We start from the raw sequence: 22,823 nt of genomic DNA, 5'->3' as shown, positions 1-22,823 counted from the left end.
CGCGCATGATTCAGTCAGAAAGTCGCTTGAAGGTAGCTGACAACTCAGGTGCACGTGAAGTGCTCACTATTAAAGTTTTAGGCGGAACAGGCCGTAAAACTGCTAACATCGGTGATGTTATTGTTGCAAGTGTTAAGAATGCAACGCCAGGTGGAGTTGTCAAAAAAGGTGAGGTTGTTAAAGCCGTCATCGTTAGAACTAAAACAGGTGTCCGTCGTGAAGATGGTTCATATATTAAATTCGATGAGAACGCATGCGTAATCATCCGTGATGATAAAGGTCCTAGAGGTACTCGTATTTTCGGACCAGTTGCTCGTGAACTTCGCGAAGGTAACTTCATGAAGATTATCTCATTAGCACCAGAAGTACTATAATCCAAATCCGAAGGAGGTGCGACAACTATGCACGTAAAAACAGGTGACCAGGTCGTTGTAATTAGCGGTAAGGACAAAGGTAAAAAAGGAACTGTACTAAAAGCAATTCCTTCAGATAACCGTGTCGTTATTGAAAACGTCAACGTTATTAAGAAACATCAGAAGCCATCTCAAATGAACCCGGAAGGCGGGATTCTAGAGGTAGAAGCTCCGATTCATGTTTCAAACGTTATGCATGTAGACCCTGAATCAGGTGAACGCACTCGTGTCCGTCATGAAATTAAAGATGGTAAAAAAGTGAAGATCGCTGTTAAATCAGGTAAAGAGATCAAATAAGATTCAAACGGAAGGAGGTCACATTAATGGCTCGCTTAAAAGACAAATACAATGAAACTATTAAACAAGAACTAGTAAATAAATTTAATTATTCTTCAGTAATGCAGGCGCCGAAGATTGATAAAATCGTAGTAAACATGGGTATTGGTGATGCTGTACAAAACGCTAAAGTACTTGACACAGCTGTTGAGGAACTAAGTGCAATTACAGGTCAAAAACCAATTATCACTAAAGCTAAGAAATCAATCGCTACATTCCGTTTACGTGAAGGTATGCCTATCGGTGCGAAAGTTACACTTCGCGGAGAAAGAATGTATGAATTCCTGGATAAACTGATTGCAGTTACATTACCACGTGTAAGAGACTTCAGAGGTATTTCTAAGAAAGCATTCGATGGCCGCGGTAACTACACACTTGGTGTTAAAGAACAAATCATCTTCCCGGAAATCGATTACGATAAAGTATCAAAAGTGCGCGGTATGGATATCGTTATTGTAACGACAGCAAACACGGACGAAGAAGCTCGTGAACTGCTTACACAATTCGGTATGCCGTTCCAAAAGTAAGTAATAAGGAGGCAATATAGTGGCTAAAAAATCAATGATTGCTAAACAGCAAAAAGAACAAAAATTCAAAGTTAGAGAATATACACGCTGCGAAAGATGTGGAAGACCACATTCAGTACTACGTAAATTCAAGCTTTGCCGTATCTGTTTCCGTGAACTTGCTTACAAAGGGCAAATTCCTGGTGTAAGAAAAGCAAGCTGGTAAGATTCATTAATCGAAAGGAGGCAACTTAAATGACAGTGTCAGATCCAATTGCAGATATGCTAACACGCATTAGAAATGCGAACATTGTTAGACATGAAACTTTAGAGATTCCTGCTTCAAACATGAAAAAGGAAATCGCTGGAATTTTGAAAACAGAAGGTTTTATAAAAAACGTAGAATACATCGAGGACGATAAGCAAGGAATCATCCGTGTATTCATGAAATACAGCAACGAAAACGAACGCGTTATCACTGGTTTGAAACGTATTTCTAAACCTGGACTTCGTGTTTATGCTAAAAGAGAAGAGTTACCAAGAGTACTCAACGGTCTTGGAATCGCTCTAATTTCAACTTCAGAAGGCGTGCTTACAGATAAAGAAGCGCGTAAAAGAAATCTTGGCGGGGAAGTTCTCGCATACGTTTGGTAATTTAATAATACAGGAGGTGCAAAGTAATGAGTCGTGTAGGTAAACGTCTTATTGACATTCCAAGTGATGTTACAGTAGACATCAAGGACAATACTATTACAGTTAAAGGTCCTAAAGGTGAACTTGTAAATACATTTAATGAAGAAATGACTTACAATCTTGAAGATACTACTCTTGAAGTAGTACGTCCAAGTGAATCTAAAGAACACCGTACAGTTCACGGAACAACTCGTGCACTTATCAACAACATGGTTGAAGGTGTATCTAAAGGTTTCGTAAAAGAACTAGAACTTATCGGGGTAGGTTACCGTGCTCAAATGCAAGGTAAGAAATTAACGCTCAGCGTTGGTTTATCACACCCTGTAGAATTCGAACCGGCTGAAGATCTTACGATCACAGTTGACGGGAATACTAACATTAAAATTGAAGGTATCAGCAAAGAGGAAGTTGGAGCTTTAGCTTCAGACATCCGCAAAGTACGTCCACCAGAACCATACAAAGGTAAAGGTATTCGCTATAAAGGTGAAAACGTTCGCCGTAAAGAAGGTAAAACTGGTAAATAATAAATAAGTGAGGAGTGAACATCAATGATCGCGAAAATTGACAAGAACAAAGTACGTCAAAAGAGACATGGTCGCGTGCGTAACTTACTTTCAGGAACGCCTGAAAGACCACGTTTAAATGTTTACCGTTCAAACAAGCATATCTATGCTCAATTAATTGATGACACTGCGCAAATTACACTTGCAAGCGCATCTACTAAAGACGCTGAATTCAAAGGTGAATCTGGATCTAACGTAGAAGCTGCTAAAGAAGTTGGAACTCTTATTGCTAACCGTGCAAAAGACAAAGGCTTTGAAAAAGTAGTATTTGACCGTGGTGGATATTTATATCATGGACGTGTTAAAGCATTAGCAGATGCAGCACGTGAAAACGGACTTGATTTCTAATATAAAGGAGGGACATATTTCATGGCTCAAAGAAGAGAAAGAGAAGTACAAGAATTTGAAGAGCGCGTTGTAACGATCAACCGTATCGCTAAAGTAGTTAAAGGTGGTCGTCGTTTCCGTTTCTCAGCTTTAGTAGTAGTTGGGGACAGAAAAGGACGTGTAGGTTTCGGTACAGGTAAAGCTCAGGAAGTTCCTGAAGCAATCAAAAAAGCTATCGAATCTGCTAAGAAAAATCTGGTTGAAGTACCTATCGTAAACGGTACAGTACCTCATGAAGTAGTCGGACGATTCTCATCAGGTAACGTATTCATGAAACCTGCTGCTCCTGGTACAGGGGTTATCGCCGGTGGACCGGTTCGTGCCGTACTTGAGTTAGCTGGTATTACAGATATCTTAAGTAAGTCACTTGGTGCCAACACACCAATCAACGTAGTTCGCGCTACAGTGACTGGTTTAACTGAACTTAAAGATGTTAAAGAAGTTGCAAGACTTAGAGATAAAACTGTAGAAGAGATTCTAAACTAAGGAGGGAATAGTCAATGGCAAAAGTGAAAGTTACCCTCACTAAAAGTGTTATCGGTAAGCCGCAGACACAAAGAGACACAGTTAAGGCTTTAGGTCTTAACAAAATGCACAAGACTGTAGAGCACGAAGACACTCCTCAATTCAGAGGTCAAGTTGCTAAGGTTGCGCATTTAGTTACAGTAGAAGAAAATTAATGATAAAATAATGTAGGAGGTGCGAAGATGAAATTACACGAACTTAAACCAGTTGAAGGCGCGCGTAACAAACGCAACAGAGTTGGACGCGGTATGTCATCAGGTAACGGTAAAACATCCGGTCGCGGTCATGACGGACAGAAGTCACGTTCTGGCGGTAAAGTTGGTCTTACTTTCGAAGGTGGACAATTACCACTTTTCCGTAGAATTCCAAAACGCGGATTCACAAACATCAACCGTAAAGATTACGCAGTTGTAAATGTTAGTGCGTTAAACCGTTTTGATAATGGTACAGAAGTAACTCCTGAACTTTTAATCGAATCAGGAATTGTTAAAAACCAAAAATCTGGAATTAAGATTTTAGGCAACGGTAACTTAGAGAAGAAGTTGACGATTAAAGCGCACAAATTTTCTAGTTCAGCTGTAGAAGCGATTGAGCAACAGGGCGGAACTCATGAGGTGATCTAATGATCGGGACGATTTCGAATTTCTTTAAAATTAAAGAAATACGTAGCAAGATACTGTTCACTTTGGCAATGCTGGTTATTTTTAAAATCGGTACTTATATTCCTGTTCCCGGTGTAGATCCTGGTGTTTTTGACACAGGTGCTTCCGGGAGCGGAGTTCTGGATTTAATGAATACGTTTGGCGGTGGAGCGCTCATGAACTTCTCTATCCTTGCGATGGGGATTATGCCGTACATTACGGCGTCAATCGTGACGCAGCTGCTTCAAATGGATGTAATTCCAAAGTTTGCTGAATGGGCAAGACAAGGCGAAGTAGGCCGACGTAAACTTGCTCAGTTCACAAGGTATTTCACGATCGTTTTAGCATTTATCCAAGCAATCGGTATGTCATTTGCATTTAACCAGATGTTTGGCGGTAACCTGATTGATGACAACAATGTCGGATCTTATCTGCTTATTGCTTTAATTTTAACTACAGGTACTGCATTCCTCATGTGGCTCGGTGAGCAGATCACTGAACACGGAGTTGGTAATGGTATTTCAATCATTATCTTCGCGGGTATCCTGGGTGCACTACCAAGTGCATTAATTCAGCTTTATCAGTCGAGATTCACAGGTAATGCGGATACGACAATGGCAGTGCTTCAAATCGCTGGTATTGTAATATTCCTTATTCTTCTTACTGCGTTTGCAGTGTTTATCTTACAGGCGATTCGTAAGATTCCAGTGCAATATGCAAAAGGACAGAGAACACCTGGCTCACAGCTGTCACCACAATCAACATTCTTACCGTTAAAAGTTAACCCTTCTGGGGTTATCCCGGTAATCTTTGCAATGGCATTTCTGATGATGCCTCAGACATTGACGTTATTTTTCCCGGATGCCGACTGGGCACAAACGGTAGCCCGTTTTGCTGATCCGTCGGACTGGATTGGAATGATTGTCTATGTTGTCCTGATTATCGCATTTGCTTACTTCTATTCATTTGTACAGGTGAATCCTGAGAAGATGGCTGACAACCTGAAAAAACAGGGCAGCTACATTCCGGGTATCCGCCCAGGTAAAAACACGCAGGACTACATTACTTCTGTGTTATACAGATTAGTATTTGTCGGTTCAATATTCCTTGCCGGAATTGCGATTTTACCACTCTTAATTACGAAGTTTATGGACTTGCCGCAGGCGATTCAAATTGGTGGAACGAGCTTGCTGATCGTTATCGGTGTTGCACTGGAAACGATGAAACAGCTGGAAGCTCAGGCTAACCAGAGAGAATACCGCGGATTTAGAAAGCGTAGATAAGTAGGAGGAAACAAAATAATGAATATTATTATTATGGGCTTGCCTGGTGCAGGAAAAGGTACTCAAGCTGCGAAAATAATCAAAAAATACTCGATTCCTCATATCTCTACAGGAGATATGTTCCGTCTTGCCATTAAAAACGAGACGGATTTAGGAAGACAGGCCAAGGCATTTATGGACCAGGGCGAACTCGTACCTGACGAAGTAACGGTCGGTATCGTAAAAGAGCGTCTTTCTCAAAGTGATGCCAAAGGTGGTTTCCTGTTAGATGGTTTCCCTAGAACTGTTGAACAGGCTGAAGCACTGAATAACATCATGTCAGAGCTCGGCACTCAGATCGATCAGACTATTTATGTCGAAGTGCCTGAAGAGGAACTGATGAACAGACTGACTGGACGCCGCATTTGTGAAACTTGCGGTGCGACGTATCATCTGGTGTTTAATCCGCCTAAGACAGAGGGTATCTGTGACTTAGACGGTGGTAAACTTTACCAGCGTGAAGATGATAATCCGGAAACAGTTCAGAACCGTCTGGAAGTCAATATCAAACAAACAGCGCCACTTTTAGATTTCTATAAAGGTCTTGGAGTTCTAGCTACAGTAGATGGCTCAAAAGATATAGAAGAAGTTTTCGAAGAAGTCGATGAAATTCTTAATGGCTTATAGAAATATTCACCTTACAGCAATTTAGGTGAATGTTGCTATGTCTATATGTATACGAGAGAGTCGTTATTAGACGAAGTGAGTCGTCACCTAGAGCAAATTTCTGTAATGGAATTGAAATGCTGTATAAGGAGGAAAAAAAGTGAGTAAACAAGATGTAATTGAACTGGAAGGTACAGTGCTTGATACTTTACCAAATGCAATGTTCAAAGTAGAATTAGAAAATGGTCATGAGATTCTTGCTCATGTATCAGGTAAAATTCGTATGAACTATATACGCATACTTCCTGGTGATAAAGTAACAGTTGAGATGTCACCCTATGACTTAACGCGTGGCAGAATCACTTATCGTTTCAAATAAGAGACTCCATATTCTAAGGAGGTAAAAAACATGAAAGTAAGACCATCAGTAAAACCTATCTGTGAGAAATGTAAAGTTATCCGCAGAAAAGGAAAAGTAATGGTAATTTGTGAAAACCCTAAACACAAACAAAAACAAGGTTAATATTTAATTTGGAGGTGCAAAGATATGGCTCGTATTGCAGGAGTTGACGTACCACGTGACAAACGTGTTGTAATTTCTTTAACATATGTTTTCGGTATTGGACCAACACGCGCTAGCGAAATTTTAGCTAAAGCATCAGTTGATGAGAATACAAGAGTTAAAGATCTTACTGAAGATGAGTTAAACAAAATCCGTGAAGTAGTTGACGTATACAAAGTCGAAGGTGACTTACGTCGTGAAACTAACTTAAACGTTAAACGTCTTATGGAAATCGGTTCTTACAAGGGAATGCGTCACCGTCGCGGTTTACCAGTTAATGGTCAAAAAACTAAGAACAACGCAAGAACTCGTAAAGGTCCAATCAAAACAGTAGCGAACAAGAAGAAATAAATAGTTACTAAAGTAAAGGAGGATAAATAATGGCTCGCAAACAACAATCACGTAAACGTAGAGTGAAAAAGAATGTCGAAGCAGGTGTAGCACACATCCGCTCAACTTTTAACAACACTATCGTAACAATTACTGACGAGTTCGGTAATGCTCTTTCATGGTCATCTGCCGGTGCATTAGGGTTCAAAGGTTCTAAGAAATCTACTCCTTTCGCAGCACAAATGGCTTCTGAAACTGCTTCTAAAGCAGCGATGGAACACGGTCTGAAAACTGTAGAAGTTACAGTTAAAGGTCCTGGTGCCGGACGTGAAGCAGCTATCCGTGCGCTTCAGTCAGCTGGACTTGAAATTACAGCTATCAAAGATGTAACTCCGGTTCCACACAATGGCTGTCGTCCACCTAAACGCCGTCGTGTATAAAGAATAATAAATCGCTTAAGTAGTTGGGAACAATATTATTTTCTAATATTTTCGGCGTTTAAAGGGAGGATATGTTACACATGATCGAAATCGAGAAACCTAGAATTGAGACAGTAGAGGTATCGGAAGATTCTAAGTTTGGTAAGTTTGTTGTAGAACCTTTAGAAAGAGGTTATGGGACAACACTTGGGAACTCCTTGCGTCGCATTCTTTTATCATCACTACCAGGTGCGGCAGTTAAGACGATTGAAATAGAAAATGTACTTCATGAGTTTTCAACAATCGACAACGTTGTTGAAGACGTGACTACAATTATTACCAACATGAAGAGCCTTGCTTTAAAGATCTATTCTGAAGAAGAAAAAACTTTGGAAATTGATTTTAGCGGTGAAGGTGTGGTAACTGCAGCTGATATTACTCACGACAGCGATGTGGAAATTTTAAACAGAGACCTTAAGATTGCAACAGTATCTAAAGGCGGAAGCTTAAAACTACGCATGACAGCTGATCGCGGACGCGGATATACGCTTGCAGACGGTAATAATAAAGCTGATATGCCAATTGGTGTAATTCCAATCGATTCTATCTATACACCGATAGAACGTGCGAATTATACTGTTGAAAATACACGTGTAGGACAAAGTACAAACTTCGATAAGCTTACTCTGGATGTATGGACTGACGGTTCAATCACTCCTCAGGAAGCAGTATCATTGGGTGCTAAAATTCTCACTGAACACTTAAACATCTTTGTAGGTCTTACAGATGAAGCTCAAAATGCTGAAATCATGATCGAAAAAGAAGAAGATCAGAAAGAGAAAGTACTTGAAATGTCTATTGAAGAACTTGACTTATCAGTACGTTCTTATAACTGTCTGAAACGCGCTGGTATCAACTCTGTTCAGGAACTTACCGACAAAACAGAAGCTGATATGATGAAAGTGCGAAATCTGGGACGTAAGTCTCTGGAAGAAGTTAAATTTAAACTCGAAGACCTTGACTTGGGTCTACGTAAAGAAGACTAGCATAAAGGAGGAGAAATAATGGGTTACAGAAAACTTGGACGTACATCTGATCAAAGAAAAGCAATGTTACGCGACTTAGCTACTTCACTAATCGTAAGTGAGCGCATCACTACTACTGAAGACCGTGCCAAAGAACTGCGTAAATTAGCTGACCGTCTTGTTACACTGGGTAAACGCGGCGACTTAGCAGCGAAAAGACGTGCCGGTCAAACTGTACGTAACGTAGAAATCATCAATGAAGATGGTTCAACTAGTTATGCACTTCAAAAATTATTTGAAGACATCGCTCCACGTTTCGCAGATCGTCAAGGCGGTTACACAAGCATCAAGAAGCTTGGAACACGTCGTGGTGACGGAGCTGAGCTTGTAATTATCGAATTCGTAGAAGGCGCTCCAGTAACAACTGAAGAAGCGTAATCTCTTAAAAGCAGAGTGAGTGTTATGATGGTGAGCCCGGAAGGGCTCATTCGTCTAGCTCGACGTATCCTGCAATATATCATCAGTGCGCGACTCTTATTGCAGGGTACGCGCTTTTTTTACATAAAATTTTAAAGGGGTGGAAATATGATTTCGTTAAAAGATATTGCATTTAAATACCGGAGAGAAGAATCGTACGCTCTGGATCATATCTCCATCCCTTTTAATGCCGGTGAGTGGACTTCGATAATCGGGCATAACGGTTCCGGCAAAAGCACGCTCGTAAAAATCATTATGGGCATCATTGATGACCATGAAGGGGAGATTTACGTCGGGGGAGAACTGCTGACTGAAAAAAATAAGCAGTCACTCCGCCGTAAGTTTGCCATCGTTTTTCAAAACCCGGATAACCAGTTTGTCGGTGCAACGGTGGAAGATGATGTGGCATTCGGTCTTGAGAATCTCGGGCTTGAACGTTCTGAAATGATTGAGCGTACCGAGCATGCGCTCGGCCTTGTTAATATGCTCGAGTTCCGTTCGCATGAACCGCATCGTCTGTCGGGCGGACAGAAACAGCGTGTGGCAATCGCAGGGGCTCTCGCGATGCAGCCGGAAGTGCTGATTTTGGACGAAGCAACATCGATGCTCGACCCGTCAGGGCGGAGTGAAGTGCTGTCTATATTATGCAGACTGCATGAACAGCTCGATACGACAATTCTTTATATTACCCATGATCTGACTGAGATTGAACGAAGCGACAGAGTAATCGTTATGAACGGCGGTGCTGTCGTCGGTGACGGTTCTGTTCTGGAAATATATAAAGATAAGGAACTTCTTAGGAACAGCAGCTTGAAAGTACCGTATACAGTAGAGATTGCAGACGCACTTCTTGGCAGTTCCTATATGACACATGATGAGCTGGTGATGCGGTTATGACGATACAGTTTAATAATGTAAGTGTAATTTATAACCGCAAGTCCCCGTTTGAGTATCAGGCGTTAAAAGATATAGACACGACGTTTGAACCGGGGAAGTTCTACGGGCTGATCGGTCATACAGGGAGCGGTAAATCAACACTGATTCAGACGATGAACGGTTTGATACTGCCGAGCTCGGGTACGGTGGAAACCGACGGAATTGTTTTGTCGAAAAAAGTAAAACAGAAAACTGTTCATCAGGCGAAATCGCGTGTCGGCATGGTATTTCAATTTCCCGAACACCAGCTGTTTGAGAGCACTGTCTTAAAAGATGTGATGTTTGGTCCGATGAATATGGGTATCGGCGAAGAAGAGGCGAAGGAAAAAGCATGCTATTATCTTAAGCTTTTAAACGTCGATGATTCGCTGCTCGGTAAAAGTCCGTTTGAACTCTCCGGAGGGCAGATGAGAAAAGTGGCTATAGCGGGCATACTTGCGATGGAACCGAGTATTCTTATACTTGATGAGCCGACGGCGGGGCTCGATCCTCTAAGTCATGATGAGACTATGCAGCTGTTTTACGATGTGTATAAGAAGATGGGAATTACAGTGATTCTCATTACACATGATATGAATGATGTACTAGAATATGCCGATGAGGTTAAAGTCATGTCGCAGGGCATGCTGGCAGGAGAAGGTCCAACGTGCGATGTACTGACGGACAAAGACTTTATGGAACGTTATAATCTCGAAGTGCCGCATGTCATTCAGCTCGTTCAGGATCTAACAAAAAAAGGTATTGTCTTAAACGGTACTCCGAAAAATACGGCGGAATTTATTCAGCTGTATGAGGACTGGAGGCGGGATAATGCTTAGTTCGATGCTGCTCGGAAGGTATATCCCGGGAAATAGTATCATTCACATGCTCGATCCGCGTGCGAAGATTATTTCGGTAATTATGTTTATGGTTATCGTCTTCTTTGCAAATCACTGGGTCGGCTACAGTCTGTTAATACTGTTCGTGCTGCTGGTGACAAAGCTTGCGGGACTGTCGGTCAGATTTCTGTTTAACGGGTTAAAGCTTATATTTATTCTTCTGATATTTACGTTTCTGATGCATATTTTCTTAACAAAAGGCGGAACGGTTTTAATCGACGGCGGATTCTTCACGATCGAATCAAAAGGGCTGATTACCGGTATTTATATTACGGTACGGCTGATTATGCTCGTCGTCATTACGACGCTGATGACGCTGACAACGAGTCCGATTGAACTGACGGATGCGATTGAAAAACTGTGCAGACCGCTTAAAACGGTTAAAGTGCCGGTGCATGAAATCGCAATGATGATGTCAATTTCGTTAAGGTTTATACCGACACTGATGGATGAGACGGAAAAAATAATTAAAGCGCAGAGTGCGAGAGGCTCAACGTTTCTGACGGGGAGCCTGAAGCAGCGTATTAATGCACTCGTGCCGATATTCATTCCGCTTTTTATGTCGGCGTTTAAGCGTGCAGAGGAAATGGCGATCGCGATGGAAGTCAGAGGATATCAGGGTGAAGCAGGACGGACGCATTACCGCCTGCTGACGTGGCAGACGAGAGATACCGTCACATTGATTGTGCTGGTGCTGTTTGGCGCATTATTATTATTTGTAAGGCAGTGAAACTAATGAGAGTGGCAGTGAATATTTCATATAACGGCCGTAACTTCAGCGGATTCCAGTATCAGCATGACTATCGTACGGTGCAGGGAACGCTCGAGAAACAGCTGAAACGCATGCACAAGGACTTTGTGCGGATTCATGCATCATCGAGAACGGATGCGGGTGTACACGCACTCGAGCAGTATTTTCACTTTGATACGCCGATCGACCTCGAGCCGGACAAGTGGAAATTCATCTTGAACAGGGCGATGCCTGAGGACATTCTGATAAACGATGTCACAATCGCTGCTGACGACTTCCATTCACGCTTTGATGCAACGGGGAAGACATACCGCTACAAGGTCTACACGAGCGTTAAAAACCCGTTTTACGACGGTTTAAAGACGCACTATCCTTATGAGCTTGATATATCTCTGATGAAAGAAGCGATGGCGCCGTTTATCGGCACGCATGACTTCACGACATTTTCGAGTGCGAAGACTGAAATTAAAAATAAGGTCCGGACAATTAAAACATTCGAAGTGATTGAAACAGACGACGGCTTTGACTTTGTCATTACCGGAACCGGTTTTCTGTACAACATGGTGCGGATACTTGCAGCATATGTACTGGAATGCGGCAGAGGTATCAGAACGCCGGATACGCTGAACATGATTGCGGCGAAGGACAGAACAATCATACCTAAAACCGCTCCGGCAGAAGGTCTTTATCTGGAAAAAGTATGGTATGAAAAGTTGTAAAAGTTATCTTGAAAACATTGACTTTATGACACTTCGATTATATAATAATTAACGGTACATTTTTATATCCATCCATGATTAATAGGCCCCGGAAACTTATTAGGATTAATGAATATAAAAAGACAAAAACGACTAATTTAAAACGACAATATAGAACGAGATTTAGGAGGAAATTACTATGCGTCAAACGTTTATGGCTAACGAAGCAAACATCGAACGTAAATGGTTTGTTGTAGATGCAGCAGGTAAGACTTTAGGTCGCCTGTCTACTGAAGTAGCAACACTATTACGCGGGAAACACAAACCAACTTTCACACCTCACGTTGATTCAGGTGACTACGTTATCGTAATCAATGCAAGTGAGATTGAATTAACTGGTAAAAAAGATTCACAAAAGGTTTACTACAGACATTCAGGTCATGTTGGTGGAATCAAATCAGTTACAGCTGGTGAATTAAGAGACAAAAACCCTATGAGATTATTAGAAACTTCTATCAAAGGAATGTTACCTAAGAATCCATTAGGACGTAAACAAGGCAAAAAATTATTCGTATACGGTGGAGCGGAACACCCACACGCAGCACAACAACCTGAAAACTACGAGTTACGTGGTTAAGGACTAGGAGGGAAAACATTTGGCTAAAGTAGAATATCAAGGAACTGGACGTCGTAAGCACTCAGTTGCACGTGTACGTCTTGTACCAGGTGAAGGTAAAGTAACAGTTAACGGACGCGACATGAGAGACTATCTCCCATTTGAAAGCTTAATCTTAGATTTAAGCCAGCCATTCGCAGTTACAGAAACAGAAGGTAACTACGATGTACTGGTAAATGTTCACGGTGGTGGCTTCACAGGTCAGGCACAGGCAATCCGTCACGGTATTGCAAGAGCTTTACTTGAAGCAGATCCGGAACACCGCGGCGCGCTGAAAAGAGCTGGACTCTTAACACGTGACCCACGTATGAAAGAACGTTACAAGTACGGCTTCAAGAAAGCCCGTCGTTCTCCACAGTTCTCAAAACGTTAATATATATTTATATATTGGAAAGCACTCCCTGTTACGGGAGTGCTTTTTTTGTATAGATCTGTGTTCTCATCTATACTTAATGTGTACAGTATATTAAAGGAAGGATGATTTTTACATGACAAAAGTTGGTATTATAGTCGGCAGTTTAAGAAAAGAATCTGTCACGAGAAAGCTTGCTGAGAATGTCGCTGAATTATTCCCGTCCGAATACGAAACAGAGTTTATCGATATCGGTAATTTACCGATGTATAACGAAGATATTGATACAGAAGCAGGTGCACCGCCGGAGTATGATGAATTCCGCAGTAAACTGGATGAGGTTGAAGCGGTGTTATTTGCTACACCTGAGTATAACCGTTCGATGTCAGGTGCGATGAAGAATGCACTGGATGTCGGTTCACGCCCGTACGGTGAAAGTAAATGGGACGGCAAACCGGCAATGATCATGAGCCAGTCCCCGTCGAATTTAAGCGGTTTTGGTGCGAACCACCATTTGCGCCAGTCACTGGTATTTTTAAATATGCACCCGCTTCAGCAGCCTGAAGTGTATATCGCCAATTCATTTGATTTAATTGGTGATGACGGTAAAATTAATAACGAAGGCACGGTTGAATTCCTGCAGTCTGCAGTGGATGCTTTTGTTGAACTGGTAAAGAAGTTTAAATAATAACAAGATGATAAATTAAAACACTCCCGACGGGAGTGTTTTTTTATTTCAGCTGAAAATAGGGAAGAAGTAATGTTACAATAAACAGGACACTTTATAACTTAAGCTAAGGGGAGAAATTATGATGAAGAAATACTTATATTTAGCCGGTATTGCTCTGCTTCTGATGATGGCGGCATGCGGCAATGCTGAAGAGAGTGACACAGCTGAGGAAGAATCCTCAGAGAATGGTGAATATCATCATATAGGTGATACAGTTGAACTGGAAGAATCAGTGATGATTAATCAGCCGTATACATTAACAGTTAATGACTTTACACTGACAAGAGAGTTTAAAGGAAAACCGATGGAAGAGTACCTTATCGGTTTTGAAGAAGATTCAGGATTTTATCTGGCTCTTGTAGACGTTACTGTAACTAATAATGGTGAAGAAGCATTTAAATTTGAAGAGAATTCAAATTTGTCTCTGATGGAAAAAGATAAAGAAGGATTTAACTATATGCAAGAATATGCGATTGAAGAAGAGCTGACAGCAGATATTAATCCGGGTGAGTCAGTCACTATGGAGCTGCCGTTTATTGTGAATGTAAAGAATTCAGAAGGAAATTATTACTTCTATATAGATCCGCCAAGTTCGAAGTTCCATGAAATATATGAATTGACGGAACAGTAATAAAAAAGATAAACACTCCCGACGGGAGTGTTTTTTACTGTTCAATCAGCTGGATTAAATTTCCGCATGTATCGTTAAATACTGCGAGCTTCATATCTCCTGCAGCTTTCGGCTCCATCGTAAACTCGACGCCGTGGGCTTTTAAACGTTCGTATTCTTTATCTATGTCATCTGTTCCGAACATCGTTGCAGGAATGCCCTGCTGCATCAGGCTGTTCTGATAGTCCTGTGCTGCGATGTTGTCATTCGGTTCAAGGACGAGTTCCGTGCCGTTCTGATCGTCTTTTGAGACGACTGTAATCCATCTGAAATTACCTGCGGGTACGTCATGCTTTTTAACAAAGCCGAGAATATGAGTATAGAAATTTAATGCTTTCTCCTGATCATCAACGAACAGGCTCGTAACAATTATATTCATCATTGCACCTCATTTAATTGGAATCTTCTTTAAGAATATAGTATTCCGGCAAAAAAATGAAAGTATTGAGTATGTTAATCATTATTGATATTGTGGACTGTGAATTTAAAACTAAACACTTTACGGGAGAACTGATATGTATAAAGCAGTTTTTATGGATATCGATGATACGGTATTTAACTTTAAAAAGTGCAGTGAAAGTGCACTGAAGGAAACTTTTACAACGCTCAATCTCGAATATAACAAAAGCATTTTTGAATCGTTTACAGAAATTGATGAGCGTTTATGGAAAAAACAGAAAGAAGAGCTGCTGTCTGTCGCGGATGTACTGAATATAAGATTTAAAGAACTGTCAGAAACTCTGGGAATGAATTATGACAGTGATCTGGCCAAGGAGCATTTCGGCAATTTACTCGGTGAACAGTACATTATGGAACCGGGGATTGAGGAAGTGCTTCGGAGGATATCGGCGGATTATAAAATATATGCAGCATCGAACGGTGTATTAACGATGCAGGAGAACAGGCTGAATTTATCGGGGCTGAAGCGGTACTTTACCGATTTATATGTGTCGGATGATATCGGCAGTGCAAAGCCGAATTTTGGTTTTTTTGCAGAAAGCATGAAAAGAGCAGAACTTGAATCTTCGGATATTCTGATGGTCGGTGACAGTCTCGTTTCCGATATAGCCGGGGCGAATAATGCCGGTATAGCTTCGGTCTGGTATAATCCTTACGGGCTCGAAAATGAGACTGATATTAAAGCGGATTACGAGATTAAAAGTCTGGATGAATTAACGGTTGTTTTGAATTCATAAGTTATCTTAAATGCGTGTAACATGCTAAAATTATTAATGAATACAAGAACCAAAGGAGATTTCAATATGCAGAATATAAGCAGTAAAACAGCATTAATTACAGGAGCGGGACGCGGTATCGGCCGTGCGACAGCACTTGCTCTTGCAGCGGAAGGTGTAAATATCGGTCTTGTCGGCCGTACAGTTGAAAACCTGGAAAAAGTTCAGGAAGAACTTAAAAGCTACGATGTTAAAACAGCAGTCGCTGCAGCGGATGTGTCGGATATCGATGCAATTACTTCAGCAGTGGAATCGATTCGCGGTGAATTAGGCCCGGTCGATATTCTGTTAAATAACGCAGGGATTTCTAAGTTCGGCAGCTTCATGGAGCTGACACCTGAAGAATGGACTAACATTTTAAATGTTAACGTTAACGGTGTTTACTACACAACACGTGCGGTACTGCCTGAAATGATTGAACGCAACACAGGTGACATTATCAATATTTCATCAACTGCGGGTCAAAAAGGCGGACCGGTCACAAGTGCATACTCTGCATCAAAAGCTGCAGTAATCGGTTTAAGTGAATCACTGATGATGGAGGTGCGTAAGCATAACATCCGTGTAACAACTCTGACACCAAGTACAGTAGCGACAGACATGGCTGTTGAGCTTAACTTAACGGACGGCAATCCAGAGAAAGTTATGCAGGCTGAAGACCTTGCTGAACTGATCGTTGCCCAGCTGAAATTAAACAAACGTGTTGTTCTAAAACACGCGGGACTCTGGTCAAATAATCCGTAAATCAATATATAGAAAGAGCGCTGTCTGATTTAAAATCGGGCAGCGTTTATTATTTTTTGGAAATATGGGTATAGGTTATTAATGTTACATATGATTAAGAGCAATGGACAAACAGGAGGAGAGGCCATGAGGCTGTGTATACTTATGCTCACAGGAGCTTTGCTGATACTCGCAGGCTGCAGCGCTACAGATGAAGTACCGGTGGATGAGCCTGAAACTGAAGAAGCTGATCAGGAAGAAGAAACAGACAAATCTGAAGCACAGGAGTCAGAGGAAGCGGCGGATGAAAAAGAAGAGTCATCTTCAGACGAAGCTTCCAATGAAGAGAATAACCAAAGTAATGAGAATGCAGATGAACCGGCAGAAGAAGAAACAGATGAAGCTGCAAAAGAGACTGAAGCACCGGTCAATGTGATGGCCGATATTGAACGGGTTGATGGATACTGGATTAATTACAGTGGTGAAGATGATGCAAGAAGCCATATGATTCGGACAAATCCGATAGAATATAACGGTGAACAGGATTACACTGTAACGACAGCGTCTTATATATCGTATTTCTACGGTGATGAATTTATTAAAACGAACAACTATGGACATAACGGCCCGCACATTATAGAAAAAGTGCCTGAAGCGGATCGTATCATTGTGAGTTTCCATCCTCCGGAAGAAGATACAGTTAAGTTGATAAATGAAGCATCTGATGACGCTTCGGCAGGTAATGAACTGAATACAACGCCGGATGAACTGATTGGCCGAGGTAAGCCTGTTGAGGACAATATGAAAGGCACGATTATGTTCGGTCAGGAGTTTCTGACCGGTGAAGATGTATTCACGGGCGAACGGATTGATGACAATGGAGAATTCATCGAGGATGAAAGCTACTATGTGACAGGAGCGCTCGAATATGACGATAATGAAGATTACGTTATTACAGCACCTTCATATATCAGTTACTATAAAGGCCGTAAATTTATGGAAACAGTGGAGATTACATCAGTACCTGCATATCTGCCCGAAGTTAACGGTGCAAACTACATTAACATCAGTTTCCATGATGATCATATTCTCGATTTAAATATAATCGAACTCGAATAAGAAGAGCTCCCTTGAATAACATTCAAAGGGAGCTCTTCTGTCATTTATTTTGAAAGTGCAATTTTAATATGTGCCAGATGGTGTTCTTCATGCCATGCCAGCTTGGCCATTTTCGTACCGACCGAAATTTCGCCGTTCACTTCATGTGTAAACACACGTGTAAGCTGATCTTCAGTCAGACGGCTGCCGAGCGCAACCACATGTTCGTTAATGCCTTCCAGCATCTTAATCGAACTCTCCACAGGCAATTTGCTGTCCGGAAGCACTGCCCAGTCATCCTGAATGAACTCGGGTACTTTAGGATTGTCGTCTGTTAAAGCAAGCTTTAAACGCTGATACATATTCAGCTGTGAATCAGCAATATGATGAACAAGCAGACGGACATTCCAGCTGCCTTCGCGGTAAGTCTTATTTAACTCAACCTCAGTCAGTGAGTTAACCACATCGCGGAGACGTTCAGTGTATGTGCTGATGTCATCGATATATGTTTGAATGTCGTTAAGCGTAACGGTCTCTGGAACCTGCAATTTACCAATAGGATATCTTACGTCCATAATTAAACCCCTCACTTTATTCGTTTTATCTGACTCTGTCTCTACTTTATCATATTGTACTTTATAATTAAGAACGGGAAGTTTAAGCATGACAGTCTGATGTACACCAGGATTAAAAATAGCAACTAAAAAGCGCTCTGTCCATTTGGACAGAGCGCTTTAAAATTAAATTATAATTTATTAACCGGTTCTTCTTTTTCGATATTCTTACCGATATTGTTTGAGATTGTCGCTCCGACTTTATCCCAGTTCATAAAGTTTTCCACTGCAATAGAGATAATCGTACCCATTAACAGTCCGCTTGAAAGTAATGGCTGTACATATCCCGGAAGACTTGCGAATGCTGAACCTGGAATTGCCATCAGTACAAGTCCGAGGAATAGAGGAATTGCTGCACGGTAAATGTTCAGGCTGTTGAACTCCACAAGCTTGAACCAGTCCCACGCAGAGCCGAACAGCTGAACGTATGACACGAACAGTACCGCACACCCTACGCTTAACGGAATCAGTGTAAAGAATGAACCGATTTGCGGGATGGCACCCATTACGAAGAACATTACAGAACCGAAGATAAACGGCATGCGTTCGTAAATTTTAGTCTGCTGAATAAATCCGATTGATGATACGAATGGTGAGTATGGAACCAGTCCGAGGAAGCCTGGAATGATTGTCATAATACCAGTAATCGTAAATGAGTTTCTGTAATCTTTGCTCGTCGAAGGTGAATCCGGATAAAGTGGATCTGTACCTTTAATTGCACCATACTGCTTGGATAAGTTAAGCATACCTGTAATCACTACAGTAAGTATGATACCGATGTTCCATGCCGGTGAACCGAGCGGGAACCAGAAAATTTCAAGTGAGCTTGTAGTGCCGCTTGTAAGCTGTGCATCTGTACCGAAGAACAGTAAGTATGCAGGCCAGCCGACTACAATACCGACAAGCATTGCGTACTGTGACAGTTTATTCGAACCGCGGATCGTTAAGATCAGGACAAGTGCCACAATGACGAATGACAGAATTGCAGGACCGACCTGAATTTCTGTCGGGCCGTCTCCGCCGCCAAACGGCAGGCCGACCATACCTTTGAAGAAACTGATACAAAGTGAAACACCGAATAAAAGCATAAACACACCCATAACACTCGGGTTAAATAATTTCTCAAGGTAATAACCGAAACCGGTTAAACCGATAATTACAGTAAGGATACCTGTAATTACTAATCCTGTTGCGATACTTCCGCCGACTTCAGCAATAGGCATACCCTGTGCTGCCGCCAGTGAAGACAGTGCTAAAAGAACGCCCCACCACAGACCCGAAGGACCGTCCATAATTGGTCTTCTGTGACCGATAAATACCTGTAACAGACAGGCAACTCCACCGATAATGAATGAGAACTGCATTGTACTGACGATTTCTGCCTGTGACAGGTCGAACGCTGCCCCCATCGTAATCGGTACAACAACAGTGTTTATAAATATATACATTAACCATTGCAGGCCGCCAAGCCAGTTATCGACATCTTTAAGATATTTCTTCATGTCATATATCACACCGTTTCTTATTTAATATAGTTTTATTTACCTTATTCATACTAAAGAAAAACACGATAAAAATCATTGTACAAACTGGCTAAATTCAAAACATTTTTTATCACAAATTATCAAATTATGAACGCTCAAAACAGCGTGGAGTTAAAATGGGACGGAATTACTGAAGATGTTTGATATAATTGAGGTTCTATATAAAAAGGCGGTGCTGTTTTATGAAAGTAATTATCGATGCGGACGCCTGTCCGGTAAAAGACATTGTAACGAAGGAAACGCGGGATAAAAATATTGAAGTCATACTCGTTTCGAGTCTGTCCCACTTCAGTTCAAAAGAGCTGGAATCCCATGTCAGAACCGTATATGTCGATGCCGGTCCCGACGCCGCAGATTATAAAATTGTCGAGCTCGCCGAAGCGGGGGATGTTATTGTAACGCAGGATTACGGACTTGCATCACTGCTTCTGCCAAAAGGCTGTACGGTACTGCACCATACAGGGTTTGAGTATAACCGGACGAATATGGATCACCTGCTTGAAACGCGTCATATGAGCAGCGTTATCAGAAGAGGCGGCGGTAGAACAAAAGGACCGAAAGCACTGTCTCAGAATGATAAAAACTCATTTTTAACGTTATTTAAACAATCTATCAGAGAGAAATAAGGAGAGAATGCATCGATGACTGAGTTTCTGTTTATACTAACGAATGTGATGCTGCCGATAGCGATTATTGTCTTGATCGGCTATACAGCACAGCTGAAATTAAATCTCGACCGGCCGACGCTCGGGAAGCTGATGATCAATTATATTATCCCGGGCTTTATATTTATGAACCTGTACAAATCAAATATTGATTTTACTCTCCTGTTATACATAATGGTGTTCCTGTTTATCTTTGCGCTGATTTCATACGCGGCATCGGTAATTATTGCAAAAATATCGGGAGTGAAAGGTCAGCATACAGTGCTGTTTACGAACTCCAGCCTGTTTTATAACGCGGGCAACTACGGAGTGCCGGTGAACGACCTCGTATTTAAGAGTGATCCGTTTGCGATGAGTGTTCAGGTGATGATGGTTGTCTTCCAGAATATCATCGCCTATTCATACGGCATATTCGTACTGAGCGCCGAAAACACGGGGAAATTCAAAGCACTGCTCGGTTACTTTAAAATGCCGATATTTTACGGCCTGTTTTTAGGTCTGTTATTTAACTACTTTAATGTCGGTTTACCTGCACCGGTCATTTCCTCGCTTGATTACATCAGGGAAGCGATGATCGGGATGGTACTCTTTATTCTCGGAACGCAGATTGCCGGAATAAGATTCCGTCATTTGAGGGTTACAGCATTTATTGCAACAGTTGTAAAACTGCTGATTATACCGGCACTGGCACTGCCGCTCCTGCTGTTATTTAACGTCGATGGTGTCGTTGCACAGGCGATACTTATTACGACAGCAATGCCTGCAAGTGTAAACAGCTCGGTGATAGCCCAGCAGTACAGCAGCGATCCCGAATACGCTGCTGAAATTGTCATGATGAGCACACTGCTCAGTGCAGTAACACTGCCGTTTGTAATATATACCGCACTGGCTGTATTTTAAGAGAAAAAATGGTCTGAGAAAATAATTTAAGCAATATAAATTAAATCCGTGTGTCAGACTCCCCGGGGAACAGCATCAGTGTAAGACTATAGGCTTACGCGATGCTCCGGGAAAGCTGACATACGGATTATTTATGCTAAATACATATCGAGAAATTTTTGATTCGGCCGCTCACAGATATTCTTCACCGGAATATTCTTACGGTACTTCGCAATCGTTTTATAAATTGTATCCCGTATAAATTTAGGAATCAGTTTAAATAATATAACGGGCTTAAATAATCTGTTCGCGTCCGCAAGCATATGCAGTACGGCATCAGAGTAGATATAAGTGTTCCTGCCGTTAATATAAATAACGCTGTCTGTATCGCTGTTCGGCGTATAATTTTCGTTCGTCCATCCTGTATTAAAGTCGGTAATGCGGAGTTCGGGATTCTGATTGATACGTACTGTAAAGCGTACAAAGAAATTACAGAAACTGCAGTCTCCGTCAAATATCAGTACTTTCATCATGACGCCTCCTTAACTGCATTTTAACATACGGTGATTCCCCGTTATAATTTCCGGACTGCACAAAAAAGGGGCTGAGACATAAGTCCTGACTCTAAACGAAAACCGGTTCAGGAGCAATCATGCTCCTGAACCGGTTTTTTTATTTTTAAAAATGAGGAATGACCGTTATCAGGTCATTCTTTTTTGTATGGGGTGGTTTTTGAAATTTGTGTGGCTTGATGGTTCGGTCCTCATCCCTGATGACAACGGCAGATGCCCGTTGTAAACCGACACAACCTGGATGACAACGGCGGATGCCCGTTGTGAACCGACACACCCCTGATGACAACGGCGGATGCCCGTTGTAAACCGACACAACCTGGATGACAACGGCGGATGCCCGTTGTGAACCGACACGCCCCGGATGACAACGGCAGATGCCCGTTGTGAACCGACACGCCCCGGATGACAACGGCGGATGCCCGTTGTGAACCGACACGCCCCGGATGACAACGGCGGATGCCCGTTGTGAACCGACACGCCCCGGATGACAACGGCGGATGCCCGTTGTGAATCAACACGCCCCGGATGACAACGGCGGATGCCCGTTGTGAACCGACACACCCCGTTTATTTAACCATTATTTTTTAACGATCATTTCAATTTCAACGTCTGCACCGAGAGGCAGTTCGAGTACTGCGACACATGTGCGTGACGGATACGGTGCGCTGAATTTTTCCTTGTACACTTCGTTCATCGCCTCGAAGTTTTTCATCGTCGTTAAGTAGACATTTACTTTAACGACCTGTTCTTCAGTAACACCCATATCTGCCATTACATCAAACAGATTATTGAAAGCCACTTCCGTCTGCTTTGCTATGTCTCCTGTTAAATCTTCAGTAACATCCAGTCTGTTTTTCGCCGTCTGACCCGAGAAATACAGGTAGTCGCCTGCATCTGTAACGTGCGAGTACGGTCCCGAACTGCTGACTGTTTTTGTGTTGAATGCTTTTCTGCTCATAAAACACCCTCCTAGTATTAATAATTTAATCATAGC

Annotated in this window: 36 protein-coding genes; 31 read left to right on the top strand and 5 right to left on the bottom strand. The window is 41.9% G+C overall.

All coding sequences use genetic code 11. The features are described 5' to 3' along the window. Positions 1-5: 5 nt before the first annotated feature. The 26 genes from rplN (at position 6) to RZ44_RS06385 (ending at position 14,457) form a co-directional block, all read left to right on the top strand. The gene (rplN, locus tag RZ44_RS06510; protein WP_035809694.1) at positions 6-374 is read left to right on the top strand and encodes a 50S ribosomal protein L14; all 369 of its coding nucleotides are present in this window, start codon (positions 6-8) and stop codon (positions 372-374) included. 27 nt (positions 375-401) lie between these two features. Then, complete coding sequence (rplX, locus tag RZ44_RS06505; RefSeq protein WP_035809691.1) at positions 402-710, top strand: 50S ribosomal protein L24; 309 nt, start codon at positions 402-404, stop codon at positions 708-710. A 26-nt stretch (positions 711-736) separates the two neighbouring features. After that, positions 737-1,276 carry a 50S ribosomal protein L5 gene (gene rplE, locus RZ44_RS06500; protein WP_035809689.1) on the top strand — a complete coding sequence of 180 codons (540 nt, stop codon included), beginning with the start codon at positions 737-739 and terminating at the stop codon, positions 1,274-1,276. Positions 1,277-1,295: 19 nt separating this feature from the next. Further along, complete coding sequence (locus RZ44_RS06495) at positions 1,296-1,481, top strand: type Z 30S ribosomal protein S14 (protein ID WP_026859096.1); 186 nt, start codon at positions 1,296-1,298, stop codon at positions 1,479-1,481. Positions 1,482-1,510: 29 nt separating this feature from the next. After that, positions 1,511-1,909: a 30S ribosomal protein S8 gene (rpsH, locus tag RZ44_RS06490; RefSeq protein ID WP_035809686.1), complete on the top strand. Its 399-nt coding sequence runs from the start codon at positions 1,511-1,513 to the stop codon at positions 1,907-1,909. 26 nt (positions 1,910-1,935) lie between these two features. Beyond that, a complete protein-coding gene (rplF, locus tag RZ44_RS06485) occupies positions 1,936-2,472 on the top strand; it encodes a 50S ribosomal protein L6 (RefSeq protein ID WP_035809683.1) in 537 nt (178 codons plus the stop codon). Between the two features lie 24 nt (positions 2,473-2,496). Further along, a complete protein-coding gene (rplR, locus tag RZ44_RS06480; RefSeq protein ID WP_035809680.1) occupies positions 2,497-2,859 on the top strand; it encodes a 50S ribosomal protein L18 in 363 nt (120 codons plus the stop codon). A gap of 21 nt (positions 2,860-2,880) precedes the next feature. Beyond that, the gene (gene rpsE / locus RZ44_RS06475; RefSeq protein WP_035809677.1) at positions 2,881-3,384 is read left to right on the top strand and encodes a 30S ribosomal protein S5; all 504 of its coding nucleotides are present in this window, start codon (positions 2,881-2,883) and stop codon (positions 3,382-3,384) included. A 14-nt stretch (positions 3,385-3,398) separates the two neighbouring features. After that, complete coding sequence (gene rpmD, locus RZ44_RS06470; RefSeq protein WP_035809676.1) at positions 3,399-3,578, top strand: 50S ribosomal protein L30; 180 nt, start codon at positions 3,399-3,401, stop codon at positions 3,576-3,578. Between the two features lie 27 nt (positions 3,579-3,605). After that, a complete protein-coding gene (rplO, locus tag RZ44_RS06465) occupies positions 3,606-4,046 on the top strand; it encodes a 50S ribosomal protein L15 (protein ID WP_035809674.1) in 441 nt (146 codons plus the stop codon). Then, complete coding sequence (gene secY / locus RZ44_RS06460) at positions 4,046-5,347, top strand: preprotein translocase subunit SecY (protein WP_035809672.1); 1,302 nt, start codon at positions 4,046-4,048, stop codon at positions 5,345-5,347. The genes rplO and secY overlap by 1 nt, the downstream gene beginning before the upstream one ends. Before the next feature lie 18 nt (positions 5,348-5,365). Then, on the top strand, positions 5,366-6,013 hold the full coding sequence (locus RZ44_RS06455) for an adenylate kinase (protein ID WP_035809669.1): 648 nt from the start codon (positions 5,366-5,368) through the stop codon (positions 6,011-6,013). Positions 6,014-6,152: 139 nt separating this feature from the next. After that, complete coding sequence (infA, locus tag RZ44_RS06450; RefSeq protein WP_017547668.1) at positions 6,153-6,371, top strand: translation initiation factor IF-1; 219 nt, start codon at positions 6,153-6,155, stop codon at positions 6,369-6,371. A gap of 30 nt (positions 6,372-6,401) precedes the next feature. Next, positions 6,402-6,515 (top strand): 50S ribosomal protein L36, encoded by a 114-nt coding sequence (rpmJ, locus tag RZ44_RS06445; RefSeq protein ID WP_003156543.1) that lies wholly within the window; start codon positions 6,402-6,404, stop codon positions 6,513-6,515. Between the two features lie 24 nt (positions 6,516-6,539). Beyond that, positions 6,540-6,905: a 30S ribosomal protein S13 gene (gene rpsM, locus RZ44_RS06440; RefSeq protein WP_035809666.1), complete on the top strand. Its 366-nt coding sequence runs from the start codon at positions 6,540-6,542 to the stop codon at positions 6,903-6,905. 29 nt (positions 6,906-6,934) lie between these two features. Further along, positions 6,935-7,324 (top strand): 30S ribosomal protein S11, encoded by a 390-nt coding sequence (gene rpsK / locus RZ44_RS06435; RefSeq protein ID WP_035809663.1) that lies wholly within the window; start codon positions 6,935-6,937, stop codon positions 7,322-7,324. A gap of 80 nt (positions 7,325-7,404) precedes the next feature. Continuing rightward, on the top strand, positions 7,405-8,349 hold the full coding sequence (locus tag RZ44_RS06430; RefSeq protein WP_035809660.1) for a DNA-directed RNA polymerase subunit alpha: 945 nt from the start codon (positions 7,405-7,407) through the stop codon (positions 8,347-8,349). 18 nt (positions 8,350-8,367) lie between these two features. After that, positions 8,368-8,766, top strand: a complete 399-nt coding sequence (gene rplQ, locus RZ44_RS06425) for a 50S ribosomal protein L17 (RefSeq protein WP_035809658.1) — start codon at positions 8,368-8,370, stop codon at positions 8,764-8,766. A 147-nt stretch (positions 8,767-8,913) separates the two neighbouring features. Beyond that, positions 8,914-9,702 (top strand): energy-coupling factor transporter ATPase, encoded by a 789-nt coding sequence (locus RZ44_RS06420; RefSeq protein ID WP_035809654.1) that lies wholly within the window; start codon positions 8,914-8,916, stop codon positions 9,700-9,702. Beyond that, the gene (locus RZ44_RS06415; protein ID WP_035809652.1) at positions 9,699-10,559 is read left to right on the top strand and encodes an energy-coupling factor transporter ATPase; all 861 of its coding nucleotides are present in this window, start codon (positions 9,699-9,701) and stop codon (positions 10,557-10,559) included. Before RZ44_RS06420 ends, RZ44_RS06415 begins: the two co-directional genes overlap by 4 nt. Then, on the top strand, positions 10,552-11,349 hold the full coding sequence (locus RZ44_RS06410; RefSeq protein WP_035809650.1) for an energy-coupling factor transporter transmembrane component T family protein: 798 nt from the start codon (positions 10,552-10,554) through the stop codon (positions 11,347-11,349). Before RZ44_RS06415 ends, RZ44_RS06410 begins: the two co-directional genes overlap by 8 nt. Before the next feature lie 5 nt (positions 11,350-11,354). Beyond that, entirely contained in the window at positions 11,355-12,089 is a 735-nt protein-coding gene (truA, locus tag RZ44_RS06405) for a tRNA pseudouridine(38-40) synthase TruA (RefSeq protein ID WP_052108862.1), read from the top strand. A gap of 178 nt (positions 12,090-12,267) precedes the next feature. Further along, the gene (gene rplM / locus RZ44_RS06400) at positions 12,268-12,705 is read left to right on the top strand and encodes a 50S ribosomal protein L13 (protein ID WP_035809649.1); all 438 of its coding nucleotides are present in this window, start codon (positions 12,268-12,270) and stop codon (positions 12,703-12,705) included. A 19-nt stretch (positions 12,706-12,724) separates the two neighbouring features. Beyond that, on the top strand, positions 12,725-13,117 hold the full coding sequence (gene rpsI / locus RZ44_RS06395; protein ID WP_035809646.1) for a 30S ribosomal protein S9: 393 nt from the start codon (positions 12,725-12,727) through the stop codon (positions 13,115-13,117). A 115-nt stretch (positions 13,118-13,232) separates the two neighbouring features. Further along, positions 13,233-13,784: an NADPH-dependent FMN reductase gene (locus tag RZ44_RS06390; protein WP_035809643.1), complete on the top strand. Its 552-nt coding sequence runs from the start codon at positions 13,233-13,235 to the stop codon at positions 13,782-13,784. A 124-nt stretch (positions 13,785-13,908) separates the two neighbouring features. Further along, entirely contained in the window at positions 13,909-14,457 is a 549-nt protein-coding gene (locus tag RZ44_RS06385) for a DUF4352 domain-containing protein (protein WP_171816115.1), read from the top strand. A 34-nt stretch (positions 14,458-14,491) separates the two neighbouring features. Here RZ44_RS06385 and RZ44_RS06380 read toward each other — a convergent pair whose 3' ends face one another. Then, positions 14,492-14,875 (bottom strand): VOC family protein, encoded by a 384-nt coding sequence (locus RZ44_RS06380; RefSeq protein ID WP_035809640.1) that lies wholly within the window; start codon positions 14,873-14,875, stop codon positions 14,492-14,494. 136 nt (positions 14,876-15,011) lie between these two features. On the opposite strand from RZ44_RS06380, the gene RZ44_RS06375 reads away from it, so the two are divergent. From RZ44_RS06375 to RZ44_RS06365, 3 genes are all read left to right on the top strand, one after another. Further along, complete coding sequence (locus RZ44_RS06375; protein ID WP_035809637.1) at positions 15,012-15,692, top strand: YjjG family noncanonical pyrimidine nucleotidase; 681 nt, start codon at positions 15,012-15,014, stop codon at positions 15,690-15,692. A gap of 66 nt (positions 15,693-15,758) precedes the next feature. Then, positions 15,759-16,475 carry a 3-ketoacyl-ACP reductase gene (locus RZ44_RS06370; RefSeq protein ID WP_035809635.1) on the top strand — a complete coding sequence of 239 codons (717 nt, stop codon included), beginning with the start codon at positions 15,759-15,761 and terminating at the stop codon, positions 16,473-16,475. 126 nt (positions 16,476-16,601) lie between these two features. Continuing rightward, complete coding sequence (locus RZ44_RS06365) at positions 16,602-17,573, top strand: hypothetical protein (protein WP_035809634.1); 972 nt, start codon at positions 16,602-16,604, stop codon at positions 17,571-17,573. 44 nt (positions 17,574-17,617) lie between these two features. On the opposite strand, the gene RZ44_RS06360 is transcribed toward RZ44_RS06365, so the two are convergent. Next, positions 17,618-18,127, bottom strand: a complete 510-nt coding sequence (locus tag RZ44_RS06360; RefSeq protein ID WP_035809632.1) for a YfiT family bacillithiol transferase — start codon at positions 18,125-18,127, stop codon at positions 17,618-17,620. A 170-nt stretch (positions 18,128-18,297) separates the two neighbouring features. Beyond that, positions 18,298-19,668 carry a uracil/xanthine transporter gene (locus tag RZ44_RS06355; RefSeq protein WP_035809630.1) on the bottom strand — a complete coding sequence of 457 codons (1,371 nt, stop codon included), beginning with the start codon at positions 19,666-19,668 and terminating at the stop codon, positions 18,298-18,300. Positions 19,669-19,892: 224 nt separating this feature from the next. On the opposite strand from RZ44_RS06355, the gene RZ44_RS06350 reads away from it, so the two are divergent. Together RZ44_RS06350 and RZ44_RS06345 are read left to right on the top strand one after the other, a co-directional pair. Further along, positions 19,893-20,336, top strand: a complete 444-nt coding sequence (locus RZ44_RS06350; protein WP_035809629.1) for a YaiI/YqxD family protein — start codon at positions 19,893-19,895, stop codon at positions 20,334-20,336. Positions 20,337-20,351: 15 nt separating this feature from the next. After that, positions 20,352-21,275, top strand: a complete 924-nt coding sequence (locus tag RZ44_RS06345) for an AEC family transporter (protein ID WP_035809627.1) — start codon at positions 20,352-20,354, stop codon at positions 21,273-21,275. Positions 21,276-21,406: 131 nt separating this feature from the next. On the opposite strand, the gene RZ44_RS06340 is transcribed toward RZ44_RS06345, so the two are convergent. Both RZ44_RS06340 and RZ44_RS06335 read right to left on the bottom strand, forming a co-directional pair. Next, entirely contained in the window at positions 21,407-21,784 is a 378-nt protein-coding gene (locus RZ44_RS06340) for a thiol-disulfide oxidoreductase DCC family protein (protein ID WP_035809626.1), read from the bottom strand. 622 nt (positions 21,785-22,406) lie between these two features. Then, the gene (locus RZ44_RS06335) at positions 22,407-22,787 is read right to left on the bottom strand and encodes a RidA family protein (protein WP_035809625.1); all 381 of its coding nucleotides are present in this window, start codon (positions 22,785-22,787) and stop codon (positions 22,407-22,409) included. Positions 22,788-22,823: the final 36 nt, after the last annotated feature.

The organism is Jeotgalicoccus saudimassiliensis (assembly GCF_000756715.1).
Classification (GTDB): Bacteria; Bacillota; Bacilli; order Staphylococcales; family Salinicoccaceae; genus Jeotgalicoccus; species Jeotgalicoccus saudimassiliensis.
This window is presented reverse-complemented; position numbering and strand designations above follow the sequence as displayed.